Origin of the sequence: Paenibacillus castaneae (genome assembly GCF_002884445.1) — a bacterium.
Taxonomy (GTDB): domain Bacteria; phylum Bacillota; class Bacilli; order Paenibacillales; family Paenibacillaceae; genus Pristimantibacillus; species Pristimantibacillus castaneae.
This window is the reverse complement of record NZ_KZ614144.1, coordinates 1002593-1023448: the sequence shown is the minus strand read 5'-3', so window position 1 is coordinate 1023448 and position 20856 is coordinate 1002593. Positions and strand designations below refer to the sequence as shown.

General features: G+C 46.7%; 17 protein-coding genes. 3 read left to right on the top strand and 14 right to left on the bottom strand.

What is annotated here, in order from left to right; genetic code table 11:
• Positions 1-138 precede the first annotated feature (138 nt).
• A complete protein-coding gene (locus tag CEF13_RS04320) occupies positions 139-1311 on the top strand; it encodes a YibE/F family protein (protein WP_102709587.1) in 1173 nt (390 codons plus the stop codon).
• 320 nt (positions 1312-1631) lie between these two features.
• Here CEF13_RS04320 and rlmD read toward each other — a convergent pair whose 3' ends face one another.
• The 4 genes from rlmD to CEF13_RS04300 all read right to left on the bottom strand — a co-directional run bounded on the left by rlmD (position 1632) and on the right by CEF13_RS04300 (position 5248).
• Positions 1632-3137, bottom strand: a complete 1506-nt coding sequence (rlmD, locus tag CEF13_RS04315; RefSeq protein ID WP_102716202.1) for a 23S rRNA (uracil(1939)-C(5))-methyltransferase RlmD — start codon at positions 3135-3137, stop codon at positions 1632-1634.
• A 53-nt stretch (positions 3138-3190) separates the two neighbouring features.
• Positions 3191-4099: a diacylglycerol kinase gene (locus tag CEF13_RS04310; RefSeq protein ID WP_211297055.1), complete on the bottom strand. Its 909-nt coding sequence runs from the start codon at positions 4097-4099 to the stop codon at positions 3191-3193.
• Positions 4100-4171: 72 nt separating this feature from the next.
• The gene (locus CEF13_RS04305) at positions 4172-4948 is read right to left on the bottom strand and encodes a sirohydrochlorin chelatase (protein ID WP_102709585.1); all 777 of its coding nucleotides are present in this window, start codon (positions 4946-4948) and stop codon (positions 4172-4174) included.
• 9 nt (positions 4949-4957) lie between these two features.
• The gene (locus tag CEF13_RS04300; protein ID WP_054026535.1) at positions 4958-5248 is read right to left on the bottom strand and encodes a YerC/YecD family TrpR-related protein; all 291 of its coding nucleotides are present in this window, start codon (positions 5246-5248) and stop codon (positions 4958-4960) included.
• 335 nt (positions 5249-5583) lie between these two features.
• Here CEF13_RS04300 and CEF13_RS04295 point away from each other — a divergent pair, with 335 nt between their 5' ends.
• Both CEF13_RS04295 and CEF13_RS04290 read left to right on the top strand, forming a co-directional pair.
• A complete protein-coding gene (locus CEF13_RS04295) occupies positions 5584-6114 on the top strand; it encodes a tyrosine protein kinase (protein WP_102709584.1) in 531 nt (176 codons plus the stop codon).
• A gap of 226 nt (positions 6115-6340) precedes the next feature.
• On the top strand, positions 6341-7006 hold the full coding sequence (locus CEF13_RS04290) for a helix-turn-helix domain-containing protein (RefSeq protein WP_102709583.1): 666 nt from the start codon (positions 6341-6343) through the stop codon (positions 7004-7006).
• 1286 nt (positions 7007-8292) lie between these two features.
• Here CEF13_RS04290 and CEF13_RS04285 read toward each other — a convergent pair.
• The 10 genes from CEF13_RS04285 to purH all read right to left on the bottom strand — a co-directional run bounded on the left by CEF13_RS04285 (position 8293) and on the right by purH (position 20357).
• Positions 8293-9285: an inorganic phosphate transporter gene (locus CEF13_RS04285; RefSeq protein ID WP_102709582.1), complete on the bottom strand. Its 993-nt coding sequence runs from the start codon at positions 9283-9285 to the stop codon at positions 8293-8295.
• 24 nt (positions 9286-9309) lie between these two features.
• Positions 9310-9921, bottom strand: a complete 612-nt coding sequence (locus CEF13_RS04280; RefSeq protein ID WP_102709581.1) for a DUF47 domain-containing protein — start codon at positions 9919-9921, stop codon at positions 9310-9312.
• 225 nt (positions 9922-10146) lie between these two features.
• Entirely contained in the window at positions 10147-11211 is a 1065-nt protein-coding gene (locus CEF13_RS04275) for a DUF3048 domain-containing protein (protein ID WP_102709580.1), read from the bottom strand.
• A 243-nt stretch (positions 11212-11454) separates the two neighbouring features.
• Positions 11455-12276: an alpha/beta hydrolase gene (locus CEF13_RS04270; protein WP_102709579.1), complete on the bottom strand. Its 822-nt coding sequence runs from the start codon at positions 12274-12276 to the stop codon at positions 11455-11457.
• Positions 12277-12628: 352 nt separating this feature from the next.
• Positions 12629-14023: a sensor histidine kinase gene (locus tag CEF13_RS04265; protein ID WP_102709578.1), complete on the bottom strand. Its 1395-nt coding sequence runs from the start codon at positions 14021-14023 to the stop codon at positions 12629-12631.
• Entirely contained in the window at positions 14020-14835 is an 816-nt protein-coding gene (locus CEF13_RS04260) for a response regulator transcription factor (protein WP_102709577.1), read from the bottom strand. Before CEF13_RS04260 ends, CEF13_RS04265 begins: the two co-directional genes overlap by 4 nt.
• A gap of 21 nt (positions 14836-14856) precedes the next feature.
• The gene (locus tag CEF13_RS04255) at positions 14857-16305 is read right to left on the bottom strand and encodes an FG-GAP repeat domain-containing protein (RefSeq protein WP_102709576.1); all 1449 of its coding nucleotides are present in this window, start codon (positions 16303-16305) and stop codon (positions 14857-14859) included.
• A gap of 30 nt (positions 16306-16335) precedes the next feature.
• A complete protein-coding gene (locus tag CEF13_RS04250) occupies positions 16336-17322 on the bottom strand; it encodes a polysaccharide deacetylase family protein (RefSeq protein WP_102709575.1) in 987 nt (328 codons plus the stop codon).
• 209 nt (positions 17323-17531) lie between these two features.
• A complete protein-coding gene (gene purD / locus CEF13_RS04245; protein WP_102709574.1) occupies positions 17532-18797 on the bottom strand; it encodes a phosphoribosylamine--glycine ligase in 1266 nt (421 codons plus the stop codon).
• 12 nt (positions 18798-18809) lie between these two features.
• A complete protein-coding gene (gene purH / locus CEF13_RS04240) occupies positions 18810-20357 on the bottom strand; it encodes a bifunctional phosphoribosylaminoimidazolecarboxamide formyltransferase/IMP cyclohydrolase (protein WP_102709573.1) in 1548 nt (515 codons plus the stop codon).
• Positions 20358-20856 lie beyond the last annotated feature (499 nt).

The following is a 20856-nucleotide window of genomic DNA, read 5'->3' as shown; positions in this document are numbered from 1 at the left end:
GAATATTATTCAGGTCTCATAATACCATTATTTAATTACAAAAATAATACATAAATATTCTTGTACATTTTCAACCAATAAGATAGATTAATTAATGTATTTAAGCCGTTTTTCATACAACTTATTCGGAGGTAGTATATGAAAATATCTAAGAAGACAAGAACGGTGCTCTCTCTCGTGGCACTGCTGATCATCTGTGCTTCAATTTATTTGTTCAGCAAGGCTCCTGAGGTGAAATACCTCCAATCGGGACTCACTTATTCTAAATATGTAACGGCACAAGTTTTGACGATCATTAGTGAAGATTTAGAAAAGAGTCCTGATCAACTCAATCTTAGAACAGGAACCCAACAGATGGAGGTAAAACTTCTTTCTGGCGAGCATAAAGGCGAAGTTCACAAAGTCATGAATTATGTTAGCCTGTACAATCACAATATTTTCAAAAAAGGCTCAACGGTTGTTGTAAATGTTGATACTGCTTCCACTAAAGATTATGAAGTTTATGTATACAGTAACCACAAAGCTCCCGTAATCCTGGGTTTAATTTTGCTATTCTTTGCAGCTTTATGGCTGATCGGAGGCAGAAAAGGGCTAATGTCTGTATTCGGCATTATTTTCACTTTTGCTTGTATTATTTATTTATATATTCCTATGCTGTACAGAGGTTACTCCCCAATTTGGGCATCTGTTTTGATCGTCGTTTTATCAACTTTTGTCACGCTGGTTTTATTAAATGGGTGGAGCTCAAAATCCTGGTCCGCTATAATCGGTACGATCATTGGGGTGACTGTTGCCGGTCTTATCGCCTATATAGCCGGAAATTTGACGCATATTTCGGGGTATAACATAGAAAGTGGAGAGTCGTTAGTTACCATTTCCCATAACACCGGTTTACAGCTTAGCGATTTGTTATTTGCAGGAATTTTACTCGCTTCGTTAGGAGCTATGATGGACGTAAGCATCTCTATTGCAGCAGCCGTTCATGAGGTTTTTCTAGCCAATCCAAACATTGGTAAGAAAGAATTGTATATGTCGGGACTTAATGTGGGGCGTGATATGATGGGTACGATGGCTACCACCCTTATTCTTGCTTTCACAGGCAGTGCTCTCAGTTCACTAATTATCATCTACGCGATGCGAGTTTCCGTTGCTCAATTGCTGAATATGAATTTTATAGCTATTGAAGTCATCCTGGGAATGAGCGGGTGTATAGGAATCGTACTCCTCATACCGGCCGTAGCATTCGTAGCATCCACAATTATTCCTAAATATGAAAAGGTTCCCGCAGTAGAGACTCCTGTATACGAGTAATTGCAAACAATACCAAAAAAGGAACAAGTCAACTTATTGACTTGTTCCTTTTTTTATTATCTCGCTATTACAGCACGCTCTCGCACAACAGGCGAAAGCAAAATGTTTACAATAAAAATATATTAATCATCATTCGGTCAAATGAAAAACCGAGCGAACTCAGTGATATTACCTGAATCTCGCTCGGTTATTTTGTATTCTCTAGCGTGCTTTGAGGGGGCTGTAGGTAAGCAATATCTGCTTCCTATTCTCATTCACTCACCCTATTTAGCACGGGTTTATTACGTTTTTAGCAGAACTTTATTTGTTATAGCAAGAGTTTATTGGGTGGTTACAACATCTCTCACTAGCAACACACAGCTCTCCACATGCACCGTCCAAGGAAACATATCCACCGGCACAACCTCAGCCGTGCGGTATCCGCCATCCTCCAGCACTCTCAAATCCCGAGCAAGCGTAGACGGATTACAGCTCACATAAACAACTCTTTCCGGCTTCATTGCGAGAATCGTTTCAAGCAGTGCAGGATCGCAGCCTTTTCTTGGTGGATCAACGACGATTACATCTGCCGTTATGCCTTCCTCGCGCCAGCGAGGAATAACGACCTCCGCAGGTCCCGCTTCAAATGACGCGTTCTCGATACCATTCAGCGCAGCATTCCTTGCTGCATCCTCAATCGCTTCTGGAACGATTTCCACTCCATACACGCGGCCCGCTTGCCGAGCAAGGAATAACGAGATGGTACCAATACCGCAATAAGCATCGATTACCGTCTCCGATCCCGTCAAGCCTGCATACTCAACCGCTTTACGGTAAAGCTCAACCGTCTGTACCGGGTTCACCTGATAGAACGATCTAGCGGAAATCGCGAAGCGAATACCGTCGAGCTCATCATATATCACTTCACTGCCCCATAGCACTTTCGTTTCATCACCGAATATGACATTCGTGTTCCGCTCATTGACGTTCTGCACGATGCTCTTCACAGCTGGCAGCTCTTCACGAATTCGTTGAACCCAAAGCTCTGCCGACGGCAGCTTTTTGCCATTCGTTACGAGCACGACCATGATTTCACCAGTGACTACTCCCGTCCGCGCCATCACATGACGAAGCATGCCGCCGCCTGTTTCCTCATCATAGGGCGAGGCTCCCAGCTCCCTGCCGATTCTCTTCACCATACGAATGACTTCGTCATTGTCATTATGCTGAATGAGACAATCGTCCATATCGATAATGCGATGGCTGCTCCGTGCATAGAAACCAGCGAGCAGCTCGCCATCCTTCGAGCTTATGCCAACAGGTACCGCAGCCTTATTCCGGTAACGCCAAGGCTCGTCCATTCCAACCGTTTCATGAACGATGATTCCCTCCGAAATAATCGCACCTTCACGATTAGCTTCGCCAATTACTTTAAGCTTCCCGATCCGCATTAAATTGTCCACCACATGCTGTCTCTTCCACTCCAGCTGTGCAGGATAATCGAAGTGCTGCAGCTGGCAGCCGCCGCACTCCTTATATATATCACAAGGCGGCTCCACACGTGAGGGGCTCTTAAGAACAATCTCCTCCAGCCGTGCATAACCATACTGCTTCTTTACTTTCATAACCTTGGCGCGCACGCGTTCACCAGGAAGCGCCCCTTGTATAAAAAGGGTATAGCCGTCAGCGCGGCCTACCCCTTCTCCATCATGAGTCAGGCCGATGATATCGACAGTGACTTCTTCATTTTTTTGAAAAGGCGCATCTATTGGAGCTGCCGCTGCACTAGCATTTCCTGTGCTTCGCGATTTCCCCCTGCTGCCGCCTCTGCTTCTGCCTTTGTTCATAAATTCTCTCCGCTCTTTCTTCATTGCTGTTTCTTGCAAGCTTTAATCCGCTCTTATCTATAAGTAGACACGCCCGTTTTATCCGCAAAAATATTCAAGTGCAGCGGCAGCACCGAGAATGTGCATGGCAGCACGCCGCCATATTCACCATCGAGGTTAATCTGTACGTAATCCGGTGTCGTTACCTTCAGCTCGTTGGTCCGGAAGTGGATCACATGCGGATCATTGAGATGCTCGCCGCGAAGCGCAAGTGACACGAGCTTAATAAACTCAGGCAAGTTGCACTTGCGGATCAACAGCACATCAAGCAAACCATCATCCAGCTTGGAATCCGGCGCAAGGCGTTCAAATCCGCCAACCGAATTGCTGTTGCAAATGAGGAACATCATGAACTCATCGTGGAACTGACCGACGCCAGCCGCTTGGAATGTTAATTCGGTCGGGCGCAGGCGGGTCATTTTCTCCAAACCCTTCATATAATAAGCGAGCTGCCCAATCATCGTCTTGAGCTTGCTCGGCACATCATAGGTCAGTTCTGTCAATGAGCCGCCGCCAGCAATATTAATAAAATAACGATCATTCGCCTTCCCGACGTCAATCGGCCGCGTATATTGTTGAATGATCAAGTCGACCGCATACTCCCAGGCTCTCGGAATACCCATCGCTCTCGCGAAATCATTCGTCGTTCCCAGCGGCAAAATACCAAGAGGAGGACAGTTCGACTTGTTCGTTAATCCATTAATGACTTCATACAGCGTGCCGTCGCCGCCAGCTGCAATAATCATATCATAATCGCGATCCGCCGCTTCAGAAGCAGCAATCGTAGCATCACCTTCACCAATGGTCGCATGACAGCTTGTTTCAATACCGCCCTGTTCTAATCGCTGCAAAATATCCGGCAGACGCTTTTTCATTTCTTCTCTTCCTGAACTCGGGTTATATATCAGTCTTGCCCGTTTGATTGCCATCTATCGGTTCACCCCTAACAATCACTCAACCTACATCATAATATGCGATTAGCTAATAAATCTTGATTAACTTCCGGCTTTCAACCAGTCAGTCATCTGCCGCTCCAGCCAACGTTCAATTGCCGGATGAGGAAGCATAGCCCGTCCATTGTACCGATAATCAAGCCCTGCAAGCCGAGTCGGAATTACATGATTTGTAAAATAACCCTGGCTCAGAAACAGCGGAACTACAATGACCGCTTCCTCTGGATGCTCCGCCTGCATGCCGGCAAGCTTCATTGCCGCTTGATCGGGCAGCAGCATGGCATAATCTGCACGTGCATAGCCGCCGAGCTTTCGAAGCTGTTCACTCAGCTGCTTCAGACCCAGCTCCCACCTTTGGTGGAATACGTCTTCCTTGCTCCCGTGACCGATCAGCAATAACGCTTCCTTCGCAGGCTCTGTAGACAAATCCTCAGCATGAGTTGCTAGAAGCTCAGCAATTTCTGGATCATCGTTAATCGGCAGGCCATAATGCACCTTCGCTTCAACACGGAAAGTGCCAAGATCGCCTTCTAAATCCGATACCCATGGAAGGCCAAACGCCTGTCCAATCTCGTCAACATGAGTGCTTCCTGAGGAGACGAATAACGGTATAACCAGCATATCCGTTACGCCCTGCCGTTCCAACTCATCAATTCCATCCTGAATGAGCCGTCCCTCGACAATTTCAAGAAAGGAGGAATATACTGGAATACCTGCCAACGGAAGAGAAGCCGCAGCAGCAGCTACAGCTTCATCCACTAGCTGAACCCATTCAGCCTCTCTGGAGCCATGACTAATGACTAGAACGCCCGGCTTCATGGAAAGGACCTACCTTCCGAGACGCTCTAAAGCCATTTTGTAGCCGTCATTGCCGTAATTCAAACAGCGCTTCACCCGTGAGATTGTCGCCGTGCTCGCTCCTGTTTCCGCTTCAATTGCATTGTACGTGCTGCCCTTGCCGAGCATACGAGCAACCTCTAACCGCTGAGATAACGACTGAATTTCATTAACCGTACACAAGTCGTCAAAAAACACATAACATTCCTCAACCGATTTCAAGGTTAGTACCGCTTCAAATAATTGATCTATTGCTTTATCGTTCAGCTTTTTCAGCTGCATGTGCATCCACCCCTATTACATGCGTAAACGGCAAACGCCCGTCGATGACGGCGCTCTACACGTTTCGCGTAAAAATATAAGCATCATATTAGATAAAATCATGACGTTCTCATATTTAAACCAATGCTTTCATTGTAGCTTTTTTAACAGATTTATTCAAACATTACCGTATTCACGCATTACAGAATGGAAGGATTAATCAGCTTTTCTGGAAGAGCGGCAAATCATACAGGCACAGGGCATTAATCTATAAAAAATATAGGATCTCGGGACATTAGTCCAATCCGTATGTTTGCCTATTCCATAGACTATTATAAAAAAGGGTTGTGATCCGTGTGAATTATCGCAACAACTCCTCCGGTACCGGCAACCAACACTATAATGGACACGGTGGCTACCGCGCAGGTGAAGGACCTCCTCATAAATCGATGGGAGCCAAATCTGGCGGCTTTAACTTTGGTGCGAATCTGCCGTCTATGCCGCCGATGACACCGCCCCCTCCAGGCCAGGATATACTGCCCGTTGTCTTGCCTGAGAAAGCAGCAGACTTAGTGGATTCGACCACCCCTGCCAAAACAGGCTTTTCTCTTGCCAGCTTAGGAGAAATTAAAGGCTACTTGGATCGGCTTGGTGGAATCGACGGGATTCTGAGCACCGTTACGAAGGTTCAGAAGGTCATGAGCAGCGTTTCTCAGATGGCTCCGCTTGTCAAAGTGCTTATGGGCTCCTTCAAAAAGTCCTCCTCCGATTCGGATGATGATGACGGAGAATGGAAACCAAAACGCCGCAAGCGCCGCAAGCCTCGTACTGGAACAGGCTCAGGCAAAAGCCAAGTCCGCCGGCGCACCACAAAGCGCAAGAAGTAATAAGAAAAGATTAATTGGCCCACCTCCTCCGATCAGCCAATTAACCTTTGTACATCCATACGTATCAGGGTAGAGTTAGCCAGAACTACTCCAGCTCACTTGTATGAATGCCTTCTATTCGCTAATATGAAGTTATATATGCATTGGAGTGAAGCACACCCCGACTGCAGCGCTAAGCGCTGCAGTCGGGGTGTTTTCATTTCTTACACAAAAAGGAGGAATAGAAATGCATCCTAACCTGATATCATTTATTGAACGCTTTGAACGAGAAGCTGCTCTAAGCAGCTCCTATCGCAGCAAGCTGGATATATCCTCAATCTCTTTTCTTGAGCAAGTGTGGGGCCCGGCATTCGACCACAATTATGACGGTCTTCGCGCCGAGCATCCTTTTGTTGACCATAAAGGAGGCCAAAGATTTGCTGATTTCGTATATATTAAGAACGGAATGCGATTGGTAGTCGAAATTGACGGCTTTACAACTCACGCTCGCAATATTTCGCCTGCCGAATTCAATGACCATCTCATTCGCCAGAATGATCTTGTCTTGTCAGGCTGGATTGTACTTCGTTTCTCGGCTTGGCAGGTGAAAAACCATTCACAAAAATGCATGTTCCAATTAAAGCAAGCAATTGGGCATTGGTGGGCATTAACCTATAGCGGTGAAAGTACAAAGCCCACCAAGCTATGGGAAATTCGCAAGCAGCTTCTCATTCAATTGGCTATGCGCCGAGATGGAAAGCTTAAACCTAGCGAAGTCGCTCGTGAATTTCAAATTAGCAACCGAACAGCTATTGACTGGCTTCAGCGATTTGAACAGGAAGGCATATTGCGCGGCCAAGCATCCAAGCATAGAACAACTTCTTACCTGCTCTCGAGCTACAACCAATCCTAATCTTGCTCATTCATCCACATCTGTGGTCTGATTGTGCATAATACTCGTCGTATCTTATTTATGCATCATTTCACACTACATAGAAACAACTTATACCCCTGTGGATATCTCAAAAAACTGATATATCCACAGTTTTTGTATCTCTTCACTATTCCTTATTATTTAAGCCTGTGCACAAGTGCAACCTTCGACACCGTTCGGCAATCTCCTTAGGCCACTCATACACAACTGTTAATCCATTGTGCATATCCAGCTCGTTTCGCGCTCCTAAGCAACAATCTGTAATTCACTCATACACAATGGTTACTCCAACGCACACATCCAGCTCGTTTCGTGCTCCTAAGTAACCAATCCGCAATTCACTCATACTCAACAGTTACTTCAATGTGCACAACTAGCTCATTTCGCGCTCCTAAGTAACCAATCCGTAAGTCACTTCATACTCAACAGTTACTCCAACGCGCACATCCAGCTCGTTTCGCACTCCCGAGTAACCAATCCGTAAGTCACTTCATACTCAACAGTTACTCCAACGCACACATCCAGCTCATTTCGCGCTCCTAAGTAACAAATCCGTAATCACTCATACTCAACAGTTACTCCAATGCACACATCCAGCTCGTTTCGTGCTCCTAAGTAACCAATCCGCAATTCACTCATACTCAACAGTTACTCCAATGCACACATCCAGCTCGTTTCGTGCTCCTAAGTAACCAATCCGTAAGTCACTTCATACTCAACAGTTACTCCAACGCGCACATCCAGCTCGTTTCGCGCTCCCGAGTAACCAATCCGCATCACTCTCACATCCGACTCGCCCTGTGTAGTCGAAATCCGCGACGAAACTCACTAACTGTGAGGCCAGCCTCACTTATTATGGGGCTTACATATGGAGAACACAAAAAATAGTGAGGTAAATCTCATTCCCCATGAACCTAGGTTCATGGCGAGTGAGGTTTTCCTCACTATCTCATTGAAAACTTCGTATAGCTGCCAAATTAGTGAGTTTATCCTCACTAAAACGGAGTTTGCCTCATAGGAGGTACGTTCAGAGGTAAGAAGGTACGTTCAGAGGTAAGAAGGTACGTTCAGAGGTACGAAGCTACGCTCTGAGGTACGAAGCTACGCTCTGAGGTACGAAGGTACGTCCAGAAGGTTCGACCTCAAAGGTTTCGACCTTTGGGGGATCCTTCCATCGGGCATGTCCTTAGAAGGTTCAACCTTTGGACCTACGTCTACGTCCTACAAAGGTACGTCGCCCTTCCCCACAATCCCGCCACAGCCTCTTAGAAGAAGAATTGAACGATCCAGTAGGTGAACATAGCCATGAGTACCGTAATTGGAATTGTGATTACCCATGCGATTCCGATGCGTCCTGCTACTCCCCATTTGACGGCGGAGAAGCGTTTAGCGCTGCCTACACCAAGGATCGAAGAAGTGATAACGTGAGTTGTGCTGACTGGCAAATGGAGCATCGTTGCTGTCAAAATAACGATTGCAGAGCCTGCATCTGCTGCAAAGCCGTTAATTGGCTCAATTTTGAATATTTTGGTGCCCATTGTTTTGATTATTTTCCAGCCGCCGACTGAAGTACCGAGTGCCATCGATGTCGCTGCGGATATTTTAACCCACATCGGAACATCCATCGTAGTTTGAATATCAGAAGCTACGAGGGCGAATACGATAATCCCCATCGCCTTCTGCGCATCATTCGTACCATGCGAGAAGGATTGGAATGCTGCTGTTAAGATTTGTGCGAAACGAAATCCTTTATTCACCTGATGCGGACTTGATTTGGCAAATATCTGCTTTAATATCCACATGATAATAAAGCCGGCTGCAAATGCAAGTACAGGTGAGAGCAATAAAGCTTTAACGATCTTAATTAATCCCTCGGAATTAATATTGCTAATACCCGCGCCGCCGATAACCGCTCCAGCTAGTGATCCAATCAATGCATGCGAGGAGGAGGAAGGAATTCCGAACCACCAGGTTATCAAATTCCACGCGATAGCGGAAATTAGTGCAGCAATTACAATAGCTACCCCGTTCGATAATGCTGCTGGGTTAGCAACGCCTTTACCTATGGTCGCAGCAACACCGGTAAACGTAACCGCGCCAAGAAAGTTCATCGTTGCAGCCATGATAATGGCTACCCTTGGCTTTAATGCGCGTGTGGACACAGCGGTCGCAATGGCATTAGCCGTGTCGTGAAATCCATTTATAAAATCAAATGACAGTGCTAGAAATACAACAATCCATAGAACCAATAGATCCATTTTTTAAGACTCCCACTCTTTAGATTAGCTGTTACGCATAATGATCGATTCCAGCGTATTGGCAACGTCTTCGCAGAAGTCGGTCGTTTCTTCTAGCATCTCATAAAGCTCTTTGCGCTTCATTAATTCAATTGGGTCAGTTACATTTGCAAACAAATTCTTGATGCAAACCCGAAGCAGATCATCTGCTTGATTCTCTAGCTCGTTCAGCTCAATGTTCATCTCACGAATGGCTAGCAATTTTTTTTGTGTCAGTAAGTATATGGCTTTCTTGATTTCGTGTGCAGATCGAACAAGAATTTCGCCGAATTTCGTAATGTACTCGTCACTTTCACGAACATTGTACATTTCAAACCGCGATGCACATGCCTCAATGCCGTCAAGCACATCATCAAGAGAAGTCGTAAGCGCCATAATATCCTCACGCTCGATTGGAGTAATGAACGTTTTGTTCAGTTCCTTCAAGATCGTATGCGTATATTTATCGCATTGGCTTTCGTATTCCTTCATGGTCTTGGCGAAAGTAGCAACATCTGATAAGTCTGATAGACCCTTCGAAAAATACTCCACTGCTTCAACAATGGCATCAGCCATATCCTCAAACGTCTTAAAGAAAATATCCTTTTTCTTGAACATCGTAATCCCCTTTACCTGACTGGATGTTTAGGCGCACTGCTATGAGCCCACAATATCTTAACATAGTATACATCTTAATTGTTAAGAGAATGTAAATGTTTAATAAAAAAATTTTTTATTTTCATAAAAAAAGAAAAAAAAGACGCAATCCTGTCATAGGATTGCGCTGTTCTGAAGCCATAGCCCATTCACTATCGTATTGATAGTGTAACCAATAAGCTATATTTATACCCACGTAATATGTTCTGCAAAGGTCGGTTTGTTCGGAACGATGTGAAAAAACGTTTTTCCTGGAACCAATTCAAGCTCTGCCCCGTTCTTCACAATTCGAATCATGCCATCGGGAGCACGAACCCATTCCGCCTCTATCGCCTTACCTTTCTGGAAAAGAAGAGCCGAGCCGCCCTCCGTCAAATTAACCGCCAATCGGCCCTCATCATCTAAGGTCTTGTGGTTGGCTCCGAGCACAACCAGATTCGTTCCCGTAAGCTGCTCATTATTATTCATATCGATATGAGGCTTATCATTGATTGATCGTTTGTATGTACCGCTTGCAGCATCGTATTCATAGCCAACCTTATAATTTTTCAGCAAAAAAGATATCGTTACCGTTGAAGCCGGGACACCTGATTCGTTTGAACCGTTCTCTGCAAAGGTGTAGGCAGGAGTAACTTTCTCCGTAAAGTATTTCTTCTTCTCCACACCCGCGCGCAGCTTTTCCAAATTCGAATATAAATTATGCGGCGGCTTCCGATCCTTGCTTCTCCAGAAATAGCTGCCCGCATTCGATATTTCATCCAAATACGGCTTTCCTTGATGCTGCAAGATATCGTATCCGTCTGTGCTCGCTCCTGCATGAGCTAGGATAGCCCCGTAACTATCGCCTATGTCGATCAAGTAGGGGCGAATGCTGCGAATCGGGCCAATCGTATCCGTCAAAGCATTCGTGCTCTGAAATACGGCAATCAACCGCGTAATACCGCCTTCTGCAAGCACTTCCCATATCACATCGGCGTTCGTAAGCCCGGACTGTGGACGAGCAGCTGCAAAGTTGTTAATCATGACGACTATCGGTCTAGCTTCTACTCCCTCCTCTTTCTCCAAGCCCGTGAGCGATGCTGTAAGTCGCGGTGGCGTCGGCGGTGCAGCCTCCTCGGTACTGATGGGATCGATCGTTTCTCCTGTTTCCTGCGGCTGCTCCTTGCCACCATTTCCCGAACTGCATGCTGTGAACATAAGAATAAAAGATAATAGCAATGCGCTGACCGAAATTCGCAATCGTTTATCCATAAGTAAGCAACCCTGCCTTTTTCCGCTATGAATAGCTTGTATTCGTTTCCATCTAACTTCCATTTAAACACATTTACTAACGGTTGTCTCGACAAAAAAGTTGCTCCTTCAACAGAATAAGTAAGTTATATTTAGAAACCTCCAGCGCAAACGTCCTCCAAACACTTCCAAGTGATAAGGCTCATATACACAAAAAAGGCGCACATGCTTTTGTAATAAAAGCACGTACGACCCGCTTATTTCTTAAATGCTCCAGTGATGCCACTCCTCTTGCTTCTTATCCAGTCCATCCAGCCACTCTGAGGTCACGCGTATCGCTTCCTCCTGATGATTCCGGCTTGAATACGTATGATTCGCTTGAAATATAATTTCCTTATCGCATAGCCCCTCATGACGGGTCCAGAACACCTTCTGGTAGAGGAAGCTGTAATCGACAGGAATTAGCTCATCGCTCGTACCATGGACAAGCAGTACTTCCCCGGCAAATTTCGTTGCCGCTTGAAAAGGCTGGTGCTGCAGCAGCGATTCAAAAAATACAGGCTGCAAAGTGTAGCCTTGAAAGTCTGTGTTCCCTATCGTCACCGCTTCATCATAACTGCTGCGTCCGACGATGCGAACAATGTCATTAAACGGGTAAGCAACCGGAGACCAAAGTACAAGCCTCTTCGCACGTTTGTCCTTAACGGCGGTCATGATCGCTACTGCGCCTCCAAGACTGTGTCCGAGCAGTACGATTCGAAGCGGATCAACGCATTCCATGCTTGCTACATAATTAATTGCAGTTCGTGTCTGGTCAACCATGGAGTCGAAGCCCAGAGAGCCATAGTCTCCCCCGCTTTCTCCGCAGCCCCCATAATCAAAGCGCAATACGTAAGAGCCTTGAGCAGCCAATGCACGCGCTGTTTTGACGAATAAACGATCGACTCCGACGCGTGAGCCTATAAATCCATGGCATATAATAATAGCTTGCTTCTTCTCTGAATCATTCTTGCTTCCGTCCGTCGGATAATGCAGCGTTGCCGCCAGTTCAAGTCCATCATGCCGAAGAATTAACTGTTTTTCCATCTATATAACCTCCTGAACACGTATATATAATAATTCCTACCCGTATACTATGAATTGATATTGAACTTATGATAGCACTTTGCCTCCGTTTCTGTCAATCCTGTTTATAGCCAAAGATGTACGATTATAGTACAGTGGGCGGTTTATCAATATTTTGATCTTTCTTAGGGGAATACTATTCAGGTGGAAAATTTATGGGGAGGTGCTTGAACTTGCCTTTGTGGATTGAATGGCTGCAAAATCATTGGCTGTCCTTCTTTATTGCAGCGGGTGTGGTCATCGCGATCATATATGTTGTTTCTAAGCGCAAGCAGCTGTTCTATAAAGAATGACGACCGAAGGCCGCTTAAGCTTATGCTTCGTGCATAAGCGGCACTCGAATCGTCACAACCGTACCAGCTCCGCGTTCGCTGTCAATCGTTAGCTGACCGCCGTGGAGCTCTATTATTTCCTTGCATATGGCTAGTCCAAGTCCAGACCCGCCTTGTCCCGTATTGCCCTTATAAAATTTCTCCGTGACATGCAATAAATCATCACCATCGATTCCGCAGCCGGTATCTGATACGACAAGCCTCGCCCAGTCTTGCTCGATTGCGGTCGCCACTCGAATGGTGCCGCCCGCGGGTGTAAATTTAAATGCGTTGTCTATGAGGTTGATTATGACCTGTTTCAGACGATTTGCATCCCCTCGCACTACAATAGGGCTTTTGCCATAGGCGGCCAATAGTCGAACGCGTGTCTGTTCCTCTCGCACGGCTAGCTGATTGACGGTCTCCTTCACAGGGCTATTGAAATCAAGCACCTCCGTATGCAGCTCCATCGTCCGTGCCGATAGCTTGGAGAAATCCAGCAAATCCTCAACAAGACCCGATAATCGTTCTGTTTCCTTGCTAATAATAGATAGGCCGAGTTTAACCTCTTCATCGTCCTCTGTTGGCTCGCTTTCCTTCAATGTTTCACTCCAGCCCTTAATGGACGTCAGCGGCGTACGAAGCTCATGGGAGATAGAAGAAATAAAATCATCCTTCAGCTTCTCCCTCTTGCTCAGCTCAATGACCATCGTATTAAATGTTTCCGCCAACTGGCCTATCTCATCATCGTTACGGCGCAGCGCGCGCCGGGTCCAATCTCCTTCAGCCATATAACGCGCGGCACGGGTGAGCTCGCGTATCGGCTTGACGATCCGCTGCGCCAGAAACAAGCTTAAGCCGAGAAACAACAGCACGACGCCAATACCAACCGCCACTGTCATCCGGATGAGCTGACTAATCATAGCATCTACCTGCTTTAGTGAAGCAGAATAACGAAGCATCGACACGACCTTGGCATCATTCCACAGCGGTATTGTTACGGAAATAACACGTTCCCCGTAGTACGGATCAACGCCTCGCCAACTGCCCGTATTCCCGGCAATAGCCGCTTTCACATCCCCGGTTGTATAACGAATATCCGGAGCGAAGCCATCCGAATCGATTCGAATTTGTCCCTTGCTGTCTAGAAGCTGCAGACTTGTACCGCCTTCGACCATATATTGGAGCATATAGTCTACCTGATCCTGCACCGTAAGCGAAGAGAGTGAACGGCTGTGCAGCGTTAATGCTGATTCAGCCCTTTGCTTAACAGAGCTGTGCGCACTTCCGTAATAGTAATTCCACATCAAAGTCGCAAACACGCCGCCTAGTACGCTGACGACAAGCACGATGAGCAGCAGATAGCTCCACACCATTCTCGTTTGCACGCTCTTCATTCGTCTCCGCCCCTCTTCCAGCGGTAGCCGTAGCCCCACACCGTCTCAATAAAGGAAGGATCTGATGGGTTTTTCTCGATTTTTTGACGAATTCTCCTGATGTTTACATCAACGACCTTCAAGTCGCCAACATAGTAACGGCCCCATACCTCTGTCAAAATATGATCGCGACTCACACTCTCGCCCACTCGCTCCATCAGCAGTCTGACAAGCGCCCACTCCGTAGGTGTTAGAATAATCTCACACTCATTCTTCCAAAGCTTGCGCTCCGATATAGAAAGCCGGAAAGGCTGTACGCTCAATTCATGATGAGCACCCGCTCTTGCCGCTGAAATTTGACCCGATTGGATGTGAAGCTGAGACATAACTTGCGCCTCTAATGTCTCAGCAGCTAGCGGAGTCTCTTCCGCGCCTCCGCTTGACCCCGGCTCTTCCTGGCCTATAACGGGCTTCATCCGCCGATAGAGTGATTTAATGCGGGCGATAAGCTCACCTGGACTGAATGGCTTCTGCACATAGTCATCTGCACCTAGCTCAAGCCCATGAATTTTGTCTTCCTCCTGCGACTTTGCCGTAAGCATAATAATACCCATTCGCGGATATCGCTCGCGAAGCTGCTCACATACCTCGAATCCGCTAATAGTCGGAAGCATGACATCAAGCAGCGCAATATCAAAAGGCCCCAACGTTTCGGCATATTCAAGCGCAGCTTCACCGTTGTCAGCCTCAATGACCTCCATATCATTTCGCTTCAGATTAATTCGGACGAATCCGCGGATGGACTCCTCATCTTCTAACAGTAATATTCGCATCGGTCAACACCCGCTCTTCTCTTAATCATTTCGAATCGTTAGGGATGATGTAAACTCCGCTTCCGCCTCAAGCATTTCTCTGAACGCTTTCCGGTCTGCATCAGACCCATCTGCCGGGGCTTCCTTCACGAACGAAGTTACAAATACGTTGCCGCTATCCGTAAATACTTGTCGAAAGGACTTGGACTCGCTTCTCCACCCTGCTTCAACGCTGCCCCACTGCTTTTGAGGAACAGCATATAAGGTTGCAAGCTTGGCGGTTGCCTTTGTCTCTTCATTCCAATAATCGATCGCTACCACAGCATAGAGTTCATTGTCCGCATTATGGAGCGTATAGCGACCCAGCCATTGATTAGGTATGCGCATCTGGATCCCATATCGGTAATCGGTGAATTCCTCTGTTATCTTTTTGAACCCGTCATGGCCATCCCATTGCATCCAATCATTCACCCACTTGGAGTAGGCGTATGCAACATCTGGATAGCCTGGAGCTTCTCTGCTCCATTGCAGCTCCAAGATGCCGTCTCCATTAATGTCTTGGCTGTAGGTAGGCTTGCCGACTATGCCTTCGATTCCCTCTGACTCGTTCGGGTAGACCAGTCGAAGCTTTCCTTTCTCCCATACATACATAGCCGTATAAGAGGAATGTGCGCCCGTGGATGCTTCCAGAATAATTCCCCTATGCTGCTCAGATATCCGGCCAATCAATATACGGTCATAGGCATTTACCCCATTATTAATGGATTCTCCGTAGACTTCCTTTAGTTTTCTGTTCGTCCATTTGTAAATGGTCAACTGATATTCCGGCAAGGCAATTTCTTGATTTGTTCCGGTTTCCGATATAACGACAAGCTCTGATCTGCCATCATTATCTAAATCGCCTGATTCCGCATACGTATAGGGCAAAGATTCAATCGGCTGAATGGTAAGCTTGCCCGACTCATTGCGTATCGGCTTGGATTGGAACGAGTAAATTTCTAGCACGTTAGGACTGTCAAAACCGCCAATCCAGCCTATTATAAGCTCCTTTTGGCCATCCTTATCCAAATCCTCGAATTTCAACCATTCGATTTGCCGGGCTAGCGGCTGCTGAATAAGCAGCCATGGCTTCCAAGCGGATGCCGTATATTTGAACACCATAAGTTCAGGTGTGCTGTATTCATTATAATAGGATACGATAGCCTCGTTTGTACCGTCCCCGTCTACATCGATTAGGCGAATCGCTCCCATATGCTCCTCGCGAACAGGAAGTGTCAGCTTGCTGTATGATGGCAATGATTTTTCAATTGCCTGCACAATAGCTTGCTTGTCAGGCGCTATAGCAGGCTTCTGCAGCAGGTCTGCAGGAGCAGCTGTATAGCGGCAGCCTGTTGCCAGGAACAGGAGGGTGAGAACAGCACTAAGCATTATGCTTAAGCGAATCTGCTTCCCATGCCCGCCCCCGGCATTTGTATAACCTGCGTTAGCCAACTTTACAGCCTCCTCGTGCATATCCCTATCTTAATCCAGCTGTTCAATGGTCACTAATGTATAACCCATTTCTTCTAGTTCATCAATGATACCTGGAAGCGCATCGACCGTGTTCTGAATTTTTTTGCCGCCAAAAGAATGCATTAAAATTATACCATTCGGCTTCGCTTGTTTCTTTATCATTTTTTGCATATCAGCAGCGGGAGTCCCTGCCCAGTCGCGCGTATCGATGTTCCATAAGATCGATTCGCGCTTGTATTCCTTCATGATTTCCATTAATGCGTCGTTAACAGCGCCATAAGGAGCACGGAATAATGTTGGCGTATAACCGATCGCCTTCTCAATTTCAGCATCTGCTGTGGTCATTTCCTTAAGTATTTGTTCTTTATTCAGTTTAGACAAGTCTTTATGATTATAAGTATGATTGCCAATCGAATGACCTTCTTCGTCAATACGCTTAAGTACTTCCGGGAATTTGCTCACTTGCAGTCCTACTACAAAAAAAGTAGCCTTAACTTTCTTTTCCTTCAAAATATCCAGAATTGCTGTTGTATAACGACTATCGGGTCCATCATCAAATGTTAACGCAATACATTTCTCGCATTTATTCTTTGCTCCATCAACAGGCTTTTCCGATTCGATAGGCTCAGATTTATCAACTGCCGGCTTCTCAGGAGGCTCGGTTGCTGGCGTGTCAGGCTTATCCTTTTCGGTCGTATCCGGCTTATTAGGCGTTGGCACGCTTGTCTCTCCGTTACTCGAATGACCCGGTCCCGGCTTCTCATTATCCGATCCCGTATTTCCAACTACAATGAATTGGTTTCCGTTATTCTTTCCTGCTTCTGTCTGCGGACCCTGCTCGCTCGTTCCTGCATTCACGACTGGTTTGCTGCCTATCGACATGAACGATGACAGGCTTAAGGGCTTGCTTACCGCACAACCGCCAATCCATATCATAACTGCTGCCAAAATGAACAGTACCAAAAGTCTGCGACGGCGTTTCTTTCTTCTTTCCATTTCGCTCACCTTCTATTCCTAGCTGATAGTTCTATCTTAATAGAACAACAGATTAAGAGAGTTACAAAATAGTAACACCTTTCGAGAGAATATGACACCTTTAGCAGAAAAAAAGACCATTCACACGCTGCTTTTTTCAAGCAAACGAAGTGAATGGTCCATTATTGTAAATATCATCCATTTATATGGTCATTTCAACATAGCTTTGCTTATACGAGCGCTTTAGCAGCAATATCCGTTCGATTCTGTTTTCCTTCAAAATCGATGACACTAACCGCTTCATATGCGCGTGCGCGAGCCTCCGCAATATCGCGGCCACGGCCAACAATGCCGAGCACTCGCCCTCCGTTAGTAACGAACTGTCCATCCTTCTCTGCTGTGCCTGCGTGGAACACAAGCGCGCCCTGCGCTTCTGCTTCTGCAAGACCAGTAATAACCCGTCCCTTCGGATAGGAAGCAGGATAACCTTCCGATGCAACAACGACGCATACAGCTGCTTCATTGCTCCACTTGATGTCTATTTGATCCAAGCTGCCATTCATAGAAGCAAGTACGATGTCGAGCAATTCGGTTTCGAGGCGAGGAAGTACAACCTGCGTCTCAGGATCACCCATGCGAGCGTTGAACTCGATCGTCTTCGGACCGTCTTTCGTAATCATAAGTCCTGCGAACAACACGCCGCGGAATGGACGGCCTTCGCTAACCATTGCTTTTGCCGTAGGAATGATAATGTTGGCAATAGATTGTTCGACAATAGCGGGATCGATATGCGGCAGCGGGGTATACGTCCCCATCCCTCCCGTATTCGGTCCCTTATCGCCATCGAAGATCGGCTTATGGTCCTGCGCAGGCACCATTGCCCTGACGGTTTCACCATCAACGAATGCAAGAATTGACATTTCTTGGCCAACAAGACATTCTTCAATAACGATTTGGCTGCCCGCATCTCCGAAAATCTTGTTAAGCATCATATCCTTCAGCGCTTGCTCTGCTTCCTCAAGCGTAGCCGCAACAGTAACGCCTTTCCCTGCTGCCAGACCGTCTGCTTTAATAACGATAGGAGCCGTTTGCTTGTTCAAATAAGCGGATGCCGCTTCATAATCAGTAAACGTTTCGTACTTCGCAGTCGGAATGTTGTATTTCTTCAACAAATTTTTCATAAAAATTTTGCTGCCTTCGATTTCCGCTGCATTTTTACGAGGTCCGTATGCCTTGATGCCGTGCGCTTCGAACGCATCTACAATACCATCGGCAAGAGGATCATCCGGCCCAACAAAAACAAGGTCAATCGCTTTATCCTTGGCAAAAGAAATCAGCTCATCGAATTGTCCTACCGCAATTGGCACGCACTCGGCAAGCTGCGCTATACCGGCATTGCCCGGCGCGCAAAAAATGTTTGTAACCTTCTCGCTCTTCTTCAGCGCCCAGACGATTGCATGCTCTCGTCCACCGCCGCCTACGACCAATATCCGCATAGAATAACCTCCCTAGTGTTTGAAATGACGTACGCTTGTGAACACCATGGCGATATTGTTCGCGTTCGCAGCCGCAATCGATTCTTCATCCTTAATTGAGCCGCCTGGTTGAATAATAGCTGTAATGCCTGCTTTAGCCGCAAGCTCTACTGTATCTCCCATTGGGAAGAATGCATCGGACGCCAGTGCTGAGCCTTTTGCAGCTTCGCCTGCTTGCTCTATCGCAATGCGGGCCGCTCCTACGCGGTTCATTTGGCCTGCGCCTACACCAATTGTCATATCGTCTTTTGCAAGCAGAATCGCGTTGGATTTCACATGCTTTACTACTTTCCAGCCGAATAGAAGCTGCTTTAGCTCTTCCGCTGTCGGCTTGCGGTCTGTAACAAATTGCAGATCCGCTTCCGTAACACTATGAACATCGCTCTCTTGCACGAGCATGCCGCCGTCAACCGACGTTACAAGCCATTCCGGCTTGCGCTCGCCAGCTGCTGAAAGCTCGCCCAGCTTCATTAAACGAATATTTTTTTTCTTCGTCAGCACTTCAAGCGCTTCCGGAGTAAAGTCCGGAGCGATAATGATTTCAAGGAATATGCCGCCAAGCAGCTCAGCCGTATCCACTCCGATTGTACGGTTAGCCGCTACGATACCGCCAAAAATGGACGTTGGATCAGCCGCATAAGCTTTTTGGTACGCTTCATGAATCGTTGCGCCGATGCCTACCCCACATGGGTTCATATGTTTGACCGCCACAACCGCAGGCTCGTCGAATTCTTTGAGAATCGCAAGCGCAGCGTTAGCATCGCTAATATTGTTGTAGGAAAGCTCTTTGCCGTGCAGCTGCTCAGCTGTTGTCACATTGCCAGATGCGGCAAGCGGCTTGCTGTAGAATGCAGCCTTCTGATGCGGATTTTCGCCGTACCGAAGATCTTGCACCTTCTCATAAGTAACGGTATAAGTCTCAGGAAGCGGCTCGCCCATTTGCTTAGATAGGTAATCGGAAATTAGGGAATCATAAGCTGCTGTATGACGGAATACTTTGGCTGCGAGGCGTTTGCGAGTCTCGAGCGTTGTATCGCCCTGTGCCTTTACTTCCTCAAGTATTGTTCCGTAGTCAGCGGCATCAACCACAACAGTAACGAATGCATGGTTTTTGGCAGCTGAGCGGAGCATTGTAGGACCGCCGATATCGATATTTTCGATTGCATCCTCATACGTCACATCTGGCTTAGCAATCGTTTCTTTGAATGGATACAGGTTAACGATAACCATGTCAATATAATCGAGGCCAAGCTCTTTCATTGCTTTCTGGTGCTCTTCATCATCACGAACAGCTAGCAGTCCGCTATGCACCGCAGGGTGAAGAGTTTTGACGCGACCATCCAGAATCTCCGGAAAGCCCGTTACATCAGAAATACCGATAACGGGAACGCCTTCCTTCTGCAGCAGGCTGAACGTACCACCAGTAGAAATAATTTGCACACCTTGGCTTGCTAACCCTCTGGAAAACTCCACGATTCCCGACTTGTCAGAAACACTAATTAACGCTCTGCGAATAGCCATATTAATACCCTCCTCATCTAATTGAACAAACATATATAAAGGGAAGCCAGCTTCCCTAACTCACACTAGCCGTATGAGCTCATTTCCGCCGCTTTCGGGGACAATAGAGCTAATTTCTAGCTCTATTTGGCCCTAAGTAACCTGAGTTTGTGGAATAGAGCTAGTTTCTAGCTCTATTTCTTCAACCTACAGCCGTATGAGCTCATTTCTGCCGTTTTCGGGGACAATAGAGCTAATTTCTAGCTCTATTTGGCCTTAAGTAACCTGAGTTTGGGGAATAGAGCTAATTTCTAGCTCTATTTCTTCAACCTACCGCCGAATGAGCTCATTTCTGCCGCTTTCGGGGCAAATAGAGCTAATTTTAGCTCTATTTGCCCCTAAGTAACCTGAGTTTGTGGAATAGAGCTAGTTTCTAGCTCTATTCCTTCAACCTACAGCCGTATGAGCTCATTTCCGCCGCTTTCGGGGACAATAGAGCTAATTTCTAGCTCTATTTGGC

What these genes read in the sequence shown, in the direction of transcription:
- CEF13_RS04290 (WP_102709583.1), top strand. Translation starts at nt 6,341, where the DNA reads ATGCATCCTAACCTGATATCATTTATTGAACGCTTTGAACGAGAAGCT.
- purD (WP_102709574.1), bottom strand. Translation starts at nt 18,797, where the DNA reads ATGCGGATATTGGTCGTAGGCGGCGGTGGACGAGAGCATGCAATCGTC.
- CEF13_RS04280 (WP_102709581.1), bottom strand. Translation starts at nt 9,921, where the DNA reads ATGTTCAAGAAAAAGGATATTTTCTTTAAGACGTTTGAGGATATGGCT.
- rlmD (WP_102716202.1), bottom strand. Translation starts at nt 3,137, where the DNA reads ATGAACAAAGGCAGAAGCAGAGGCGGCAGCAGGGGGAAATCGCGAAGC.
- CEF13_RS04300 (WP_054026535.1), bottom strand. Translation starts at nt 5,248, where the DNA reads ATGCAGCTGAAAAAGCTGAACGATAAAGCAATAGATCAATTATTTGAA.
- CEF13_RS04285 (WP_102709582.1), bottom strand. Translation starts at nt 9,285, where the DNA reads ATGGATCTATTGGTTCTATGGATTGTTGTATTTCTAGCACTGTCATTT.
- CEF13_RS04320 (WP_102709587.1), top strand. Translation starts at nt 139, where the DNA reads ATGAAAATATCTAAGAAGACAAGAACGGTGCTCTCTCTCGTGGCACTG.
- CEF13_RS04250 (WP_102709575.1), bottom strand. Translation starts at nt 17,322, where the DNA reads ATGGAAAGAAGAAAGAAACGCCGTCGCAGACTTTTGGTACTGTTCATT.
- CEF13_RS04270 (WP_102709579.1), bottom strand. Translation starts at nt 12,276, where the DNA reads ATGGAAAAACAGTTAATTCTTCGGCATGATGGACTTGAACTGGCGGCA.
- CEF13_RS04275 (WP_102709580.1), bottom strand. Translation starts at nt 11,211, where the DNA reads ATGGATAAACGATTGCGAATTTCGGTCAGCGCATTGCTATTATCTTTT.
- CEF13_RS04305 (WP_102709585.1), bottom strand. Translation starts at nt 4,948, where the DNA reads ATGAAGCCGGGCGTTCTAGTCATTAGTCATGGCTCCAGAGAGGCTGAA.
- CEF13_RS04265 (WP_102709578.1), bottom strand. Translation starts at nt 14,023, where the DNA reads ATGAAGAGCGTGCAAACGAGAATGGTGTGGAGCTATCTGCTGCTCATC.
- CEF13_RS04260 (WP_102709577.1), bottom strand. Translation starts at nt 14,835, where the DNA reads ATGCGAATATTACTGTTAGAAGATGAGGAGTCCATCCGCGGATTCGTC.
- purH (WP_102709573.1), bottom strand. Translation starts at nt 20,357, where the DNA reads ATGGCTATTCGCAGAGCGTTAATTAGTGTTTCTGACAAGTCGGGAATC.